Genomic DNA, 14,911 nt, shown 5'->3' on the forward strand with positions numbered 1-14,911 from the left:
CGGGCAACGAAGGGGTCAGGGCTCACGGGACTCGACCCATTGCCAGAAATCGACCATCATCCGCTCGTAACGGATACCGAACTCCAGCGCCTCGCGCTGCCCGCGCGTCAGCAACTCCCCCACGCCCTCCGCCAGTTCCTCGTACTCGCCGAGGGTCCGCCGGTGCTCCTCGACCTGGACCGGGGCGTGGACGCGCGGGCTCGCGCCGAACCACAGCTTGAGGATGCCGCGTTCACGCGCTTCGACCGGGACGAAGGAGGAGTCGGCGAGCCAGCCGCGCAGGGCCGCCGCCCCCTCCTCCGTCAGCTTCATCAGGCGCCGGTTCCGGCCACCGGGCTGACGGACCTCCGACAGCAGACCGGCCTCCAGGAGCCGGTCGCACTGGGCGTAGACCTGCGCGTGGGGCATCGACCAGAACGGGGCCACGGTCCGCGCCGCCTCGACCTTCACGTCGTACGGACTGGCCTCGCCCAGCTTGTCGATGATGCCGAGCACGAGGAAGGAGGGCGTGGTCAAGCGGACTTCAGACATGCCGCGACGGTATCGCGGCGGTCATCGGGGCCGGCCGCGGAAGCGGTCACGGATCCGGGCGCGGAAGCGGTCACGGGGACCATCCTCGGAGTACGTCACTCCGCCCGCAGCGCGCGCGCCGTGCTCGTGCGGGCCGCCCAGCCCGCCGGGAGCAGCGCGCCGGCCGTCGCGATCACCACGCCGGCGGCGGCGAGGAGCGCCAGCAGCGGCGTCCCGTACACGTCGATGTCGGCGGGCGGGATCGTGGTGCCGACCGCGCGGCCCATCGCCGGCATCACCCAACGGTGCAGCCCGACGCCCAGCGGGACGCCGACCGCGCCCGCCACCAGGCCGATGCCGCCGACCGAGGTGAGGACCTGGGCCACCGCCTGACGCGGGGTCATCCCCAGGGCCTTGCAGACGCCCAGGTCGCGGACCCGCTCACGGGTGTCGAGGACCACCGTGTTGAACACCCCCAGACAGGCCACCACGACCAGCATCACCGTGAGCATGACGATCAGTGCCTGCATGGCCCGGATCACGCTCGACTTGCCCTCCTCGGTCACGGCGGCCCGTGCGCCGAGCGGGGACACGGCGGCGTTCAGGCGCTCCGCGTACGCGGCGGGGTCCGTGCCGGGGGTGACGGTGACGGCGAAGTCGCCCGGCAGGTACCGGGGGTCGAGCGGGGCGACGGAGGCGGCGGCCGTCCGCAGGGTCATGCCGCCGTCGCCCAGGTCGAAGACCTCGCCGACGATCCGGACGCGAACCGTCCGCCCCTGTTCGGACAGGGCGACCGACTCCCCCACCCGCAGGCCCGTGGCGCGCAGGAACCGCGTCGCGGCGACCGCCTCCCCGGTGGCCCCGAACCATCGGCCCGTGACCATCGTGTGGCGGCTCCCCGCTGTGTCCCCCTCGTACGCGACCAGCGGCGCGCCGCCCTTGAGCCCGGCCACGCCGATCTGCGTGCGGGCGGTCCGGTACACGGACCCGGTCCCCGGGAGCGCGGCGGTGGCCGCCGCCACGGCCGCCGGGTCGGCGGGCTTCCCCGGCATCCCCGTGCCAGGACCCGTGCCCGGACCCTCGCCGGAACCCTCGGGCGGGGCCACGGTGCGGACGGTGACGTCGCCGCCCCGGTCGGGATCCCCGTCGGCCTTCACGGCGACGAGCGTGCTGCCGAGCCCCACCGCGAAGGTCACCGCGAGCGCGCCGAACGTCACCGCAGCGGCCGTCGTCACCGAGCGCGCGGGGCGGGCGAAGGGCGCGGCGAGCCCCAGGGTGACCGGGCGGGGCAGCGGCAGCCGTCCGAGGAGTCCGCGGATCCGGCGGCCCCGGGCGCCGCCGGCGGCCGGACCGACGCGCAGGGCCGTCGCGGTCGGGAGCCGGGCCGCCCTCAGCGCGGGGCCGAAGGCGGTCACGGCCACGACGGCGAGGGCGGCGGCGGGCACCACGAGGTCCACCCAGGGGGGAATCGGCTCCGTGCCCGTGCCGTACGCCTCCGCCACCTCCGCCATGAGGGGCACGGCGAGGACGTTGCCGAGGGCGACGCCGAGCACGGCCCCCACCGAGCCCGGGAGCAGGGCCTGGGCGACGTACGCCCGCCCGATCTGGAGCGGGGTGAAGCCGACGGACTTCAGGATGCCGATCCGGCGGGTCGCGGCGCTGACGGCGCCGCTCACCACGACGGAGATCACGAGGACCGACATCGCGAGACCGAGGAGGGCGAAGGCGGCGACGAAGGGGACGAAGGCCGCCGTGTTCTCCTGGGCGGCCTCGCGGACGTCGAGGTACGACTGGGTCCCGGCGACCGCGCCCGCGGGGACGGCGGCGGCGACGGCCTCCCGCCCCGCGGCAACCTCGGCGCGGGTGTCGGCCCCGGTGAGCCGGTAGAGCATCTGGTACGCGGGGGATCGCGCCCCGGCGAGGGCCGTGAGCTGGTCGGGTACGACCCAGGCGTCGGCGCTCGCGCCGGCGGTCGCGGCGATGCCGACCACGGTGAGTTCGGTCGTACCGGCCGTCATCCGGTCGCCGAGGACGAGACCCGGCGGGCGGGCCCCCGCCTCCAGGACGATCTCCCCGGCCGTCCGGACCCATCGGCCCTCGGACAGGCTCACCGCGTCCACCGGCGCGTCGGCGGAGGACCGGCCGACCACGGTCAGGGGCGGCGGTTCGAAGCCGGGCGGCACGTCCCCGTCGCCGCGCAGGCGTACGGAGACGAGGGCGAAGGGACCGGCCGCCGCGGCCACGCGGGGCGCCCGCGCCGTGGCGGCCAGCCGGTCGGCGGTGACGGCGGAACCGTCGAACTCCACGGTCAGATGGGCCCCGTGCTGGCGGGCGAAGGCCCGGTCGAAGGGGGCGGCGGAGGCGACGAGGAGGCCGACGGCCAGGACGGCCGCGGCGACCGAGAGCAGCGTCGTCAGGACCATCACGGCGGTCTGCGTCCGGCGCCGGCCGACCCCGGCACGGACGACCCGGCCGAGGGCCCCGCCACGAGCACGGCCCGAGAGGGCAGCCGCGTTCGTCCCGGCACCGCCCGCACCGCCCGCACCGCCCGCACCGCCCGCACCGCCCGCACCGGCACCGCTCGTACCGCCGCTCATCGGGTCACCGCGCTGACGTCCCGGGCGATGCGGCCGTCGACCAGCTCGATCGTGCGGGTGGCGCACGCCTCGGCCAGGGCCAGGTCGTGGGTGACGAGGACGATGGTCTGTCCTTCGGCGTTGAGCTCGCGCAGCAGCTCGCGGACGTCCGCGCCCGACGCGCTGTCCAGCGCGCCCGTCGGCTCGTCGGCGAGGAGCAGCGGCGGACGGTTCATCAGGGCGCGGGCGACGGCCACCCGCTGCCGCTCGCCTCCGGAGAGGCGGCCGGGGTGGGCCCGGGCGTGGCGGGCGATGCCCAGCCGGTCGAGGAGTTCGGCGGCCCTGGCGGTCGCCCCTGCCCGGTCGGTGCCGGCCAGTTGGGCTGGGAGCAGCACGTTGTCGAGGACGGTGAGGTCGTCGAGGAGGTTGAAGAACTGGAAGACCATGCCGATGCGGCTCCGCCGGTACTTCGCGCACGCGGCCTCGCTCATCCGGTCGACGCGCAGTCCGTCCACGGTCACCCGCCCGCTGCTGGGGCGGTCCAGTCCGGCAAGGAGGTTGAGCAGGGTCGACTTGCCGCTGCCGGAGGGCCCGAGGACGGCGAGCGCCTCGCCGCGCCGGACCCGCAGGGTCAGCCCGGTGAGGGCGGCGGCTCCGTCGTCGTACGTCCTGCCGACCTCGCTCAGGTCGATCAGGTCTGTCGGATCCATTGGCTCCCTCGGCTCCATCGGATCCTTCGGGCGGCGGGGTGGGACGGACACGGGCACGGGTGCTCCAGGGCTCAGGGGCCGGCAGGGGGACGCCCCGACGCTAGGAGCGGCCGGGCCGCGGGCGCGTCGGTCGCGGTGCCGAAGATCCGTACCGTGCGCGGCGGAGGCGTGGCGGCGTCATCCCCGCGATGTACGCCTCCGGGCCGCGGCCCTGCGTCCCTGGGGTGATCCGCTCGCACCCCGCCCTTGCCACACTGGCCCGGTGAGCAGGTACGAGGCATTCATCGGGCGGGTACGCGGGCCACGGAGCCCGGGGGCACCGACCCCGCTGTCCCGCTGGGCGTGGGCGGCCGACGGGCTGCTCGCCCTGGCGCTCGCGGTCGCGACCGTCATCGGCGACCTCAACCGCTCGTGGGTGGAGGTGCGGGACGACCCGGCCGACCTGCCGGCCCCGGCGCTGGTCCCGGCCCCGGTCCCGACCCCGGCACACGGCGAACTGCCCTCGCCGCCACCGCTTCCCGCGCTCCCGGTCCCGGGCGATCCGGCGACCGCGCCCCGTCCCGTGCCCGCCGTGGAGTACGTGCTGCCGCCGGTCGAGGCCTGGGAGATGGCGGCGGCGGTGCTGACGGCCCTGCCCCTGGTGCTGCGCCGGCGGTTCCCGCTCGCCGTGTACTGGGTGGTGACCGGGGCGGCGGTCCTGTTGCACCTCGGCGACGTCTCGGCGGACGCGACGAAGGTCACCTTCGTGTCGGGTCTCGTCGCGGCGTACAGCGCGGCGATGTACAGCCCGCACCGGAAGTCCGTCCTGGTCTCGCTCGCGGCCGGTGCGGTGCTGTACGCCGTCGTGCCGCTGGTGCCCGAGGTGGACGACGGCCTCGTGCTCGTCCTCGTCCTGCTCCCGCTGGCCCTGGCCACGCACGGCGTCCATCTGTGGCGACAGCGGACACGGGCGCTGCGGGCCGAGCAGGAGGCGGCGCTGCGCCGGGCGGTGGAGGCGGAGCGCGCCCGGATCGCCCGGGAGCTCCACGACGTGGTCACCCACAACGTCAGCATGATGACGATCCAGGCGGGTGCCGCGCGCATGGTCCTCGACTGCTCTCCGGAGCAGGCACGGGAGGCGATACGGGCGGTGGAGGAGGCGGGGCGGACGGCGATGTCGGAGCTGCGGCACGTGATGGGGCTGCTGACGATGGCTGCGGAGGGTCCCGATCCTGCGGCCGACGCGGACCTCGCGCCGCAGCCGGGGCTCGACCGGCTGGCGGAGCTGACGGACCGGGTGCGTTCCTCGGGGGTGCCGGTGGAGGTGGAGGTCCGGGGCGTCCCGTACGCACTGTCGGCCGGAGTCGACCTCGCCGCGTACCGGGTGGTGCAGGAGGCTCTGACCAACGTGGTGAAGCACGCGGAGGGCGCCGGGGTCTCCGTCGCCGTCGAGTACGGCCACGAGCGGCTGCTGGTGGACGTCTCGGACACCGGCGGGCGGCCGCGGCGGACGGCCGAACCGGAACCCGGCGGCGGCCACGGCCTGCTCGGTCTGCGCGAACGGCTCTCGATCTACGGCGGTACGCTGCACGCCGGCGGCCGCCCGGGCGGCGGCTACCGGGTCCGCGCGACGATTCCCCGGGAGGCTCCGTGACCGTGACCGACACCGGCGCACCGCGTGTGGTGATCGCCGACGACCAGGCCCTGGTGCGGACCGGTTTCCGGATGATCCTCGCCGCCGACGGCATCGAGGTGGTCGCGGAGGCGGCCGACGGCGACGAGGCCGTTTCGGCGGTCCGCAGGACGCGGCCGGACGTCGTCCTCATGGACATCCGGATGCCCGGCACCGACGGCCTCGAGGCCACGCGCCGGATCCTCGCGGAGGAGACCGCGCCGCCGAGGATCGTCGTCCTCACCACGTACGACCTCGACCGGTACGTGTACGCGGCGCTCGGCGCCGGCGCGAGCGGCTTCCTGCTGAAGGACGTCACGCCCGAGCACCTGACGGCGGCGGTCCGGCTCGTCCGCTCCGGGGACGCCCTGCTGGCACCGGCGATCACGCGCCGGCTGGTGGAGCGGTTCGCCGGGGCCGGTACGCGGACGGCTCCCCTGCACCGCGATCTCGCCACGCTGACGCCGCGTGAGCTGGAGGTCCTCGAAGCGCTGGCGCGCGGGCACACCAACGCCGAACTGGCCGCGCGGTTCCGGTTGAGCGAGGCGACGGTGAAGACGCACGTCGCCCGCATCCTGTCCAAGCTCCGCCTGCGCGACCGCGCGCAGGCGGTCATCGCCGCCTACGAGACCGGGCTCGTCACCCCTGGCTCGGAAGGCCGGACCCCGGGCGCTCCCGGGGCCCCGTAGCCGCCGGACGGTCCCCGGGCGCCGCGGCCTCGGGACGGAGGAGCTCGCCGAGCGCCGTCAGGCGGATGAGCCGGAGGATCCACGGCTGGTCGCAGATCAGCCGCCAGCGGGCGCCCCGCGCCTGGACCCGCCCTGCGCAGTGGGCGAGCAGGCCCAGACCGGTGGCGTCGCAGAAGGTGAGCCGGCGGATGTCGACGGTCAGGGCCGCGGACTCGCGGACGAGGGCGTCGAGCTCGGGCCGCAGGTGCCGCACCAGGACGAGATCGAGCTCACCGTGGAGCACGGCGACGGTGAGTCCGCCGGTCGAGCGGACGACGAGGTGCGGGTCGTGACGGGGAATCAGCTGCATCGGACGCTCCACAGGGTGGGTCCATGTGTCCCGTCGAGCCTGGCCGCGTCCGCGCCGGGAGGGACGTTTCGCCTCGGCCACTGTCACCTGAACCGGTGAATAAGCGGGCCGCTCGGAGCGGCCGGCCTTCGCGGTTCCGCACACACGAGCGAACGGGCGCGCCCAGTGCTCGCGGACCTCAGGAGCGCCGCAGGGGCGGCCGGGTCAGCGTCGTCCATGCCCGCAGCAGCCATTCGAGCGGTCCGTACCGGTACCGGCGGAGCCACCATCGTGCCCCGACGGCCTGCGCCGCGAAGAGCGCGAGGGCGATCGCGAGGACGCCCGGCGGCGGCACCCGGCCCACCAGGGCGGCGCCGTAACCGGTGAACAGCAGGGCGCAGACGAGGGACTGGGTGAGGTAGCCGGTCAGGGTCATGCTCCCCACGGGCCCGAGCACGGCGGTCGTCCGCCCGCCGTGCCGCCCCACGGCCAGCCGGAGGACGGTCGCGGCGTACGCGGCGGCCAGCAGCGGGGCCGTGGCGACGTCGATCCCGAGGGCCAGGACCTGATAGGCGCCGCCGGGGTGCACCAGGCTCGCGTGGGCGTACACCAGGCCGCCGAGCAGTCCGACCGTGAAGCCCGCCCACTGGAGCCGGACCAGGGTCCTGCGGTGAGCGGCGAGGTCTCCGAGCACCCGTCCCCGCCCGGCGGCGAGGCCGAGGAGGAAGGCGGCCAGCGCGGCCGGGGCCTGGAAGAGGACGAGCAGGAAGGCCACGTCGGGCAGCTGGTCCAGATGGGCCCCGATCACGGACGCGGGTCCGCCGCGCAGCGCCTCGGCGGCCCGCTCGGCACCGGCCGCCGCACCGGGATCCGCTCCCGCGCCGCCCGCCGCGTGCACGGCGAGCGCGAGGAGGCCGTACGCCGCCGCCGTGGCGGCGAAGAGGACGACGGCGGTACGGACGGCGGTACGGGGCCGGAGCCGCCGGGCGGCGAGCAGGACGAGGCCGAGGACCGCGTACGTGGTGAGGATGTCTCCGGGGAAGAGGAGGACGGCGTGCAGCGCGCCGAGCACGAAGAGTCCGGCCAGGCGCCGCAGGAAGCGCGGGGCGAAGGGGGCACCGCTCCGCTCGGCGGAGTCGAGCTGGAGGGTGAAGGCGTAGCCGAAGAGGAACGAGAACAGCAGGAAGAACTTGGCCTCGAAGAACACGGCGACGAACCACCGGACGGCCCCGTCGAGCGGCGCGTCGAAGCCGGGGTCCTCGATCCCGGTCCCGTGGTAAGTGGAGGCCAGGTAGCCGATGTTGACGACGAGGATGCCCAGGAGCGCGAATCCGCGCAGGGCGTCGACGTGGGCGAGCCGCGGCGCGGCTCGGGTGGCCGGGGTGGCCGGGGTGCCGGCCGGGTGATCGGTCGCGGCATCGGGTGTGGTGGTCACGGGGCTCCTCCGGGGCGGTGCATCGAACCCTCGACGGGAAAACTATCGAATCAGAAACGCTCGTATCAAGAATGAACGTTATAGACTCGATCAGGCAAGGGGCGCACGCACAGGACCGCAGCGCCCGAACCGCGACGAACGAGGTGCTCCGATGAACGCGACGACGGTGGTACGCCGGGGCGTACCGGAGGGCGGTGCGGCACCTGTCGCCGCGCTGTACTGGGAGGCGTTCGGGCGGAAGCTCGGCGCCGCGCTCGATCCGCCGGACAAGGCCCGTGCGTTCCTCGCCGCCCACCTCCACCACGACCGGGCCGTCACCGCCGTCGTCGACGGCGAGGTGGCCGGGGTCGCCGGCTACCGGCTCGGCGGGCGCGGCCTGGTGGGCGGCGGTGCCGGGGACGTCCTGTCGGCGTACGGCGTGCTGCGCGGACTGCACCGGGTGGCCCTGCTGGCGCTCCTCGAACGACGCCCCGCCCCCGGTGAGCTCGTGATGGACGGCATCGCCGTCGCGCCCGGACACCGCGGCGCGGGCATCGGCACGATGCTGCTGCGAGAGATCGCGGCCGTGGCGGCCGAGGCCGGCTGCCGCCGGATCCGGCTCGACGTCATCGATGTGAACCCGCGGGCCCGCGCCCTGTACGAGCGGCACGGCTTCACCGCCGTCCACACCGAACGGACGCCGTACCTGCGCGAGTTGATGGGCTTCGGCGCCGTCACCACCATGCACCGGCCGGTTACGGCGGCCGACGCGTCCCCCGGCCGGGAGGCGCGATGACCCCGGACGCCGCAGCCCCCGACTCGTCCCCCGACTCCTCCGCGGTCCCCGTCCCCGACCCCGCCCCCGTCCCGACGCGCATGCTCGTCCACGCCCTCGTCCGCGAGGACGGCACCGTGGACGCCGGCGAGCTCTACACGGTGGCCGGTCTCCTCGGCATGACCGACCAGCAGGTGCGGCTCTGTGTGAAGCGGCTCGTCGCCGAGGGACGGTTCACCCACGAGGGCCGCGGCCGCAAGGCGGTGCTCCGCGCGGTCGCCGACGCCACCGGCGCGTACGCGCCGGACGCCGCGTACGTCCGCCTCGCCTACCGGCAGGACCACGGGCTCGCCCCGTGGGACGGCGTGTGGCACCTCTTCGCCTTCGCCGTCCCCGAATCCGAGCGCGCCGCCCGCGACGCGCTCCGCGACACGCTGCTCCACCTGGGGGCCGCCCCGCTCCACGGCGGTCTGTACGCGTGCGCCCACCCGATCGGGCCGCTCGTCGAGGCCCGGGCCCGCGAGCTGGGAGTCGCCGCCGCGGTCACCTCTCTGACCAGCACCGATCTCCGTGTCGGCGGGGTCGTCGACCCGCCGGCCCTCGCCGCCGCGCTCTGGCCGCTGGACGGGATCGCGGCCCGCCACGACGAGCTCGCCGACTTCGCCCGCTCGTGCCTCGACCGCCTCGGCCGCCCGGAACCGCTCGCGTCCGCCGAGCGCCTGAGCCTCGCGGTCCGGCTCGCCGCGGTCTTCTCGTACGCGATGACGCCGGATCCGCTGCTGCCCGCCGAGCTCCTCCCCCGGCCCTGGCCGGGCACCCGGGCCCGGCACCTCATGGCGACCTGCTGGACCGCGCTCGCGCGTCACCCCGCCACGAACGGCAGCACCCCCCTCCCGCGTCTCTTCGCCCTCTACGAGGACCTCGCGGGATAGGGGGTGCCGGGAAACGCCGTACGGCTCCGGGATCAGCCGGCGAACTCGGCCATCCACGCCTCGACCTCGTCGGAGGTGCGCGGCAGGCCGGCGGACAGGTTCTCGTGGCCGTTCTCGGTGACGACCAGGTCGTCCTCGATGCGGACGCCGATGCCGCGCCACTCCTCGGGCACGGTCAGGTCGTCGGGCTGGAAGTACAGGCCGGGCTCGACGGTGAGCACCATGCCCGGCTCCAGGAGGCCGTCGACGTACTCCTCGTTCCGCGCGTGGGCGCAGTCGTGGACGTCCAGGCCGAGCATGTGGCCGGTGCCGGCCATCGTGAAGCGGCGCTGGAGGCCGAGCTCGTACGCGCGGTCGACGGGACCCTCGATGAAGCCCCACTCGACCAGCTTCGCGGTCATGCTGCGCTGGGAGGCCTCGTGGAAGTCGCGGTACCGGGCACCCGGCTTGACGGCGGCGAAGCCGGCGGCCTGGGCCTCGTACACCGCGTCGTACACCTTGCGCTGCACGTCGGAGAAGGTGCCGCTGATCGGGAGGGTGCGGGTGACGTCGGCGGTGTAGAGGGAGTTCGTCTCCACGCCGGCGTCGAGCAGGAGCAGCTCGCCCGGGCGCACCGGTCCGTCGTTGTCCGTCCAGTGCATGATCGTGGCGTGCTCGCCGGCGGCGCAGATCGAGCCGTAGCCGAGGGCGTTGCCCTCCAGGCGGGCGCGGCGGAAGAAGGTGCCCTCGATCCACCGCTCGGACGTCGCGACGGCGCGGGAGAGCTCCGCGACGCAGTCGGTGAAGCCGCGCACGGTGGAGTCCACCGCCTTGCGCATCTCGCCGATCTCCCACGCGTCCTTGACGAGGCGGAGGTCGCTGAGGGCCTCCTCCAGCTCGTAGTCGCGGTCCTCGTCGGTGGTGACGGCGGCCTCCAGGGCCGGGTCGTGACCGCGCACGATGCGGGTGGGGACGTCGGTGGAGGCGGCGGACAGGTCCGCGGCGATGGTGCGGACGTCGCGACAGGGCAGGCCGAGGACGATCTCCGACTCGGCGAGCGAACGGCGCCGGCCCATCCACAGCTCCGCCGTGTAGCCGATCCAGAACTCGTCGTTGTCCCGGCTGTCGCGCGGCAGCTGGTAGCAGTAGGCGTCGTGGCCGCCGTCCGCGCGGGGTTCGAGCACGAGGGCGCCGTCGCGGGCCTGGTCGCCGGTCATGTGCACGTAGCCCGTGTACGGGCGGAACGGGTAGGTGTCGTCGTTCGAGCGGGTCTTGAGGTTGCCGGACGGGATCACCAGGCGCTCGCCCGGGAAGAGGGCCGAGAGGGCGGCGCGGCGGGCGGCCGCGTACGGGGCCTGCTCGTCGGCCTCCAGGCCGTGGCGCTCGGTGTCGGCCCACCCGGTCCGCATGAGGGCGGAGAGCTCCTCGGAGACGCCGTCGTAGAGCCCGTTCTTTCGACGCTTCGCCATGCGACGCACCTTCTTCTCGCTGGGTTCCTCGGCCGCCGGTCCTTGGCGGCTCACGGACAGTACTGCGCCGAACGCGCGCCGGGTGCCCAGGACCGCCAGTGGCACAGATCGGCCATCGGGCAGCCCTCCCATGGGTGCGGAGGGGCTGCCGGGCCGTCGATAATGCGGTGCATGGCGAACGCGAAACTCGGCGAGGCCCTCCGGCTGCTCGGGATCGATCACGACGCGGGACGGGTGTACCTGAAACTCCTGGAGCTGGCGCCCGCCCCGCTGAGCGCGGTCGGTGCGGCGGCCGGTCTGGAGGGTGCGGCGCTCTCGGCGGCGTACGGGGCCCTGGTGGACGCGGGTCTCGCGAGCGCGGCGGTGGAGGGCGAGGACGTCGTGGCGCCGGTGCCGCCGGCCGCCGGTCTGGAGATCCTCGGCCGGCACCGGGCGGCCGAGCTCGACGAGTCCCGCATCACCGTCGGGGGCGCGTTCGAGGCGTTCCGGAGGCAGCGGCTCGCCGGGGAGACCGACCACCTCGTGGAGATCGTCACGGGCGAGGCGATCGGTCTCCGGATGCGTCAGGCGTGGGCCAGTGCCCGCCATCAGATCCGGCAGCTGGACTCCCCGCCGTACTTCCCCCTGCCCGGCGCCACCGAGGACGCGCTGGCCACGCTGGCCCGCGGGGTCACGCAGCGCGTCGTGTACTCGACGGAGTCGCTGGAGCTGCCGGGGAACCTGGAGTCGGCGATCGAGCCCTGTATCGAGGCCGGCGAACAGGCGCGGGTGCTGCCGTCGGTGCCGGTCAAGCTGGTGATCATCGACGATGCGTACGCGCTGGTGTCGCTGTCGATCAAGGAAGCCGACGTCCACAACACGATGCTGGTCGTGCAGCCCTGCGGCCTGCTCTCGGCGCTCGTGGCGCTGTTCGAGCAGGCCTGGCAGAGCGCCCTGCCCTTCCACGGCCACACCGCCCGCCCGCGCGGTCTGCTGCCCGCCGACCGGCGTCTGCTGTGGCTGCTCGCGGGCGGCGCGGGCGACGACGTGATCGCCCGCGAGCTGGGCATCAGCCGCCGCACGCTGTTCCGCCGGATCCAGATCCTCATGGCCCGGCTCGGCGCCACGAGCCGGTTCCAGATGGCCCTCCAGGCCCAGCGCTCCGGCTGGCTGTGACGCCGGGCCCGGTCGGCGCGCCGTAGGGGTCGGCCGGCGGCCGGGCCTCCTCGGCTCGCCGCAGGGTCAGCCGGCGGCCGGGCCCCCGAGGCGCTGCCACAGGAAGGTGTGGACGAGGGCGCTGTTGTGCGCGGCCTGTTCGTTGTCGCCGGCGCCCGCGTGTCCGCCGCCGGTGTTCTCGTGGAAGAGCACCGGGTGGCCGAGTTCCCGCAGCCGCGCCGCCGTCTTGCGGGCGTGGCCGGGGTGGACGCGGTCGTCGCGGGTCGACGTCATCAGGAGCACCGGCGGGTAGGCCGCGTCCGCCGTGAGGCGGTGGTACGGGGAGATGTCGCGGAGGTGCGGCAGATCGGCCTCGTCGTCGGGGTCGCCGTACTCGGCGATCCAGGAGGCGCCCGCGAGGAGCTTGTGGAAGCGGGTCATGTCGAGCAGCGGCACCTGGGCGACGATCGCGCCGAAGAGGCCGGGGTGGCGGGTGAGCATGGCGCCCATGAGCAGGCCGCCGTTGCTGCCGCCGGAGGCGCCGAGCATCGCCGGGGTGGTGATGCCCCGTGCGACGAGGTCCTCGGCGACGGCGGCGAAGTCCTCGAAGGCCCGGGGCCGGTCGGCGCCCAGCGCGGCCTGGTGCCAGTCCGGTCCGTACTCGCCGCCGCCCCGGATGTTCGCGAGCACGTACGTGCCGCCGCGCTCCAGCCACGCCCGGCCGGTCACGGAGCCGTAGTAGGGGGTGAGGGAGACCTCGAAGCCGCCGTAGCCGTAGAGCAGGGTGGGGCCGGGACCGGTGGTGGCGTGGTCGGGGCCGATGACGAAGTACGGGACGCGCGTGCCGTCCGGGGAGGTCGCGAAGTGCTGCTCCACCGTGAGTCCGGCGGCGGCGAAGCGGTCGGGGGCCTGCTTGAGGATCTCGGTGTCGCCGCCGATGCTCCCGCGGTACAGGGTGGAGGGCTGGAGGAACCCCGACACGTCGAGGAAGTACTCGTCGGAGACGTCGGGGTCGGTGTCGACGACGCCGACGGCGGAGAGCGGCGGTACGCCGACGAGCGGTTCGCGGGTCCAGCCGCCGTCGGGGGCGGGGGTGAGGACCTCGATGCGGGTGCTGACGTCGTGCATCGTCTCCAGGATCAGGTGGTGACGGGTCCACGCGTGCCCGGCCAGGGCCGTCCGCTCGTCCGGGGTGAACAGCACCTCGGGGGTGCGGTCGCCCGCCAGGAAGGCGTCGAAGTCGAAGGCGAGGAGGGAGCCCGTCGGCTGCCCGAGCCACGCGGACTTCAGGGTGACGATGAGGTGGCGGCGGTGGGCGTAGGCGACGGCGTCGTCGGGGACGTCGATCCTGACGAGCGTCGCGTCGGGCCGCAGGAGGTACGTCTCGCTGCGGAAGAAGTCGAGGGCCCGGCCGACGAAGTCCCGTTCGAAGCCGGGTGTGGTGTCGCGGTATCCCCAGGCCGACACGTCGCCCTGTTCGGCCTCGTAGACGAGCTCGGCCTGGTCGACCGGGGTGCCGCGGCGCCATCTGCGGACCTGCCGGGGATAGCCGGAGTCGGTCAGCGAGCCGGGCCCCGTGTCCGTACCGACGAAGAGGGTGTCGTCGTCGATCCAGCCGGCCCGGGTCTTCGCCTCCGCCATCCGGAAGCCGTCCTCGACGAACCGCCGGGTGCCGAGGTCGAACTCCCGGACGACGACGGCGTCCCCGCCGTCGCGCGACAGCCGCACCAGCGCCCGGTCGTGGTCGGGGCGGCGTACGCGGGCCCCGTCCCAGACCCACTTCTCGTCCTCGGCTGCGGCGAGCGCGTCGACGTCGAGGAGGATCTCCCACTCGGGGGCGTCCTTGCGGTACTGCTCCAGGGTGGTGCGCCGCCACACGCCGCGGACGTGCTCGGCGTCGCGCCAGAAGTTGTAGAGGTGGGCGCCGCGCCGGACGGTGTACGGGATGCGGTCGGCGGCGTCCATTACCTCGCGGACGCGGTCCTTGAGCGGGGCGAACGCGGGGTCGGCGACGAGGACGTCGGCCGTCTCGGTGTTCCGCTCGGCCACCCAGGCGAGCGCGGCCTCGCCGGACACCTCTTCCAGCCACAGGTACGGGTCGTCGTCGCTCACACGCTGCATGGACTCAGTTCCCGTTCTCGCGCCGGAGGTGTGCCGAAAGGTGGTACTGCAGGGGCTGTCCGACCGCCGCGAGGTCGTGGCGGAAGTCGAGCGTGCCCTCGTCCGTGAGGGTGTAGCGGCGCCGGGTGGCGGTCACGTCCTTGGCCGTGGGGGTGAGCGCCACCTGATGGGTGGTGAGGTCGACCGCGCCGTCGGCGGCGGCGCCGACCAGGATCTCGGCGATGCCGGTGGGCTGGGTGATCAGCGCCTCGACGCGCCCGTCGGGCTGCAGCCGCCACCAGCCGCTCTCCCGGGCGGCGGGCCGCTGCGGCGTGCCGTCGGCGTCGACGATCCAGGCGCGGGCCTCGTAGTGGAGGAAGGGGCGCCCGTCGTGGCTGAAGGTGACCTCCTGCTCGTAGGTGAACTCCTCGGCCAGCGTCGGGTACGCGCCGCGGCCCCGGCCGGTCCAGGTGCCCAGGAGACCGGTCACCGGAGCGAGCAGCGCGTGCGGCGCGGGCGCCGTGTCCGGGCGGAGGGCGTCGGGGTACGGGTGCTTCCGGTCGCGGTCGAACATGAGGTGCGCTCCTGGGTCGGGGCCTGTGCCTGTGCCGGATCGCAGCTTAGGGGGTGTCCTGCCGATCGGG

Annotated in this window: 13 protein-coding genes; 5 read left to right on the plus strand and 8 right to left on the minus strand. The window is 74.7% G+C overall.

Translation table 11 applies throughout. The features are described 5' to 3' along the window. Positions 1 to 15: 15 nt before the first annotated feature. From ACFC0G_RS03820 to ACFC0G_RS03830, 3 genes are all read right to left on the minus strand, one after another. Positions 16 to 531, minus strand: a complete 516-nt coding sequence (locus ACFC0G_RS03820; protein ID WP_376396700.1) for a PadR family transcriptional regulator — start codon at positions 529 to 531, stop codon at positions 16 to 18. A gap of 95 nt (positions 532 to 626) precedes the next feature. Then, positions 627 to 3,107: an ABC transporter permease gene (locus tag ACFC0G_RS03825; RefSeq protein WP_376396703.1), complete on the minus strand. Its 2,481-nt coding sequence runs from the start codon at positions 3,105 to 3,107 to the stop codon at positions 627 to 629. Next, positions 3,104 to 3,796, minus strand: coding sequence for an ABC transporter ATP-binding protein (locus ACFC0G_RS03830; protein WP_376396706.1), 693 nt, complete (start codon positions 3,794 to 3,796; stop codon positions 3,104 to 3,106). Before ACFC0G_RS03830 ends, ACFC0G_RS03825 begins: the two co-directional genes overlap by 4 nt. A gap of 262 nt (positions 3,797 to 4,058) precedes the next feature. Here ACFC0G_RS03830 and ACFC0G_RS03835 point away from each other — a divergent pair, with 262 nt between their 5' ends. After that, the gene (locus ACFC0G_RS03835; protein ID WP_376396709.1) at positions 4,059 to 5,429 is read left to right on the plus strand and encodes a sensor histidine kinase; all 1,371 of its coding nucleotides are present in this window, start codon (positions 4,059 to 4,061) and stop codon (positions 5,427 to 5,429) included. 2 nt (positions 5,430 to 5,431) lie between these two features. Next, the gene (locus ACFC0G_RS03840; protein ID WP_376397281.1) at positions 5,432 to 6,136 is read left to right on the plus strand and encodes a response regulator; all 705 of its coding nucleotides are present in this window, start codon (positions 5,432 to 5,434) and stop codon (positions 6,134 to 6,136) included. Here ACFC0G_RS03840 and ACFC0G_RS03845 read toward each other — a convergent pair. Further along, the gene (locus ACFC0G_RS03845) at positions 6,087 to 6,485 is read right to left on the minus strand and encodes an STAS domain-containing protein (protein ID WP_376396712.1); all 399 of its coding nucleotides are present in this window, start codon (positions 6,483 to 6,485) and stop codon (positions 6,087 to 6,089) included. The genes ACFC0G_RS03840 and ACFC0G_RS03845 overlap by 50 nt on opposite strands. Before the next feature lie 178 nt (positions 6,486 to 6,663). After that, positions 6,664 to 7,899, minus strand: coding sequence for a DUF418 domain-containing protein (locus ACFC0G_RS03850; RefSeq protein ID WP_376396715.1), 1,236 nt, complete (start codon positions 7,897 to 7,899; stop codon positions 6,664 to 6,666). Between the two features lie 151 nt (positions 7,900 to 8,050). Here ACFC0G_RS03850 and ACFC0G_RS03855 point away from each other — a divergent pair, with 151 nt between their 5' ends. Both ACFC0G_RS03855 and ACFC0G_RS03860 read left to right on the plus strand, forming a co-directional pair. Continuing rightward, a complete protein-coding gene (locus ACFC0G_RS03855; RefSeq protein ID WP_376396717.1) occupies positions 8,051 to 8,674 on the plus strand; it encodes a GNAT family N-acetyltransferase in 624 nt (207 codons plus the stop codon). Next, positions 8,671 to 9,585 (plus strand): PaaX family transcriptional regulator C-terminal domain-containing protein, encoded by a 915-nt coding sequence (locus ACFC0G_RS03860; RefSeq protein WP_376396719.1) that lies wholly within the window; start codon positions 8,671 to 8,673, stop codon positions 9,583 to 9,585. The genes ACFC0G_RS03855 and ACFC0G_RS03860 overlap by 4 nt, the downstream gene beginning before the upstream one ends. Before the next feature lie 32 nt (positions 9,586 to 9,617). On the opposite strand, the gene ACFC0G_RS03865 is transcribed toward ACFC0G_RS03860, so the two are convergent. After that, positions 9,618 to 11,033, minus strand: coding sequence for an aminopeptidase P family protein (locus ACFC0G_RS03865; RefSeq protein ID WP_376396722.1), 1,416 nt, complete (start codon positions 11,031 to 11,033; stop codon positions 9,618 to 9,620). A 171-nt stretch (positions 11,034 to 11,204) separates the two neighbouring features. Here ACFC0G_RS03865 and ACFC0G_RS03870 point away from each other — a divergent pair, with 171 nt between their 5' ends. After that, a complete protein-coding gene (locus ACFC0G_RS03870) occupies positions 11,205 to 12,188 on the plus strand; it encodes a LuxR family transcriptional regulator (protein WP_376396724.1) in 984 nt (327 codons plus the stop codon). 66 nt (positions 12,189 to 12,254) lie between these two features. Here ACFC0G_RS03870 and ACFC0G_RS03875 read toward each other — a convergent pair whose 3' ends face one another. Continuing rightward, a complete protein-coding gene (locus ACFC0G_RS03875; protein ID WP_376396727.1) occupies positions 12,255 to 14,288 on the minus strand; it encodes a prolyl oligopeptidase family protein in 2,034 nt (677 codons plus the stop codon). 4 nt (positions 14,289 to 14,292) lie between these two features. Further along, the gene (locus ACFC0G_RS03880) at positions 14,293 to 14,841 is read right to left on the minus strand and encodes an FABP family protein (protein WP_376396730.1); all 549 of its coding nucleotides are present in this window, start codon (positions 14,839 to 14,841) and stop codon (positions 14,293 to 14,295) included. Positions 14,842 to 14,911: the final 70 nt, after the last annotated feature.

This window comes from Streptomyces sp. NPDC056169 (assembly GCF_042268445.1).
GTDB lineage: Bacteria > Actinomycetota > Actinomycetes > Streptomycetales > Streptomycetaceae > Streptomyces.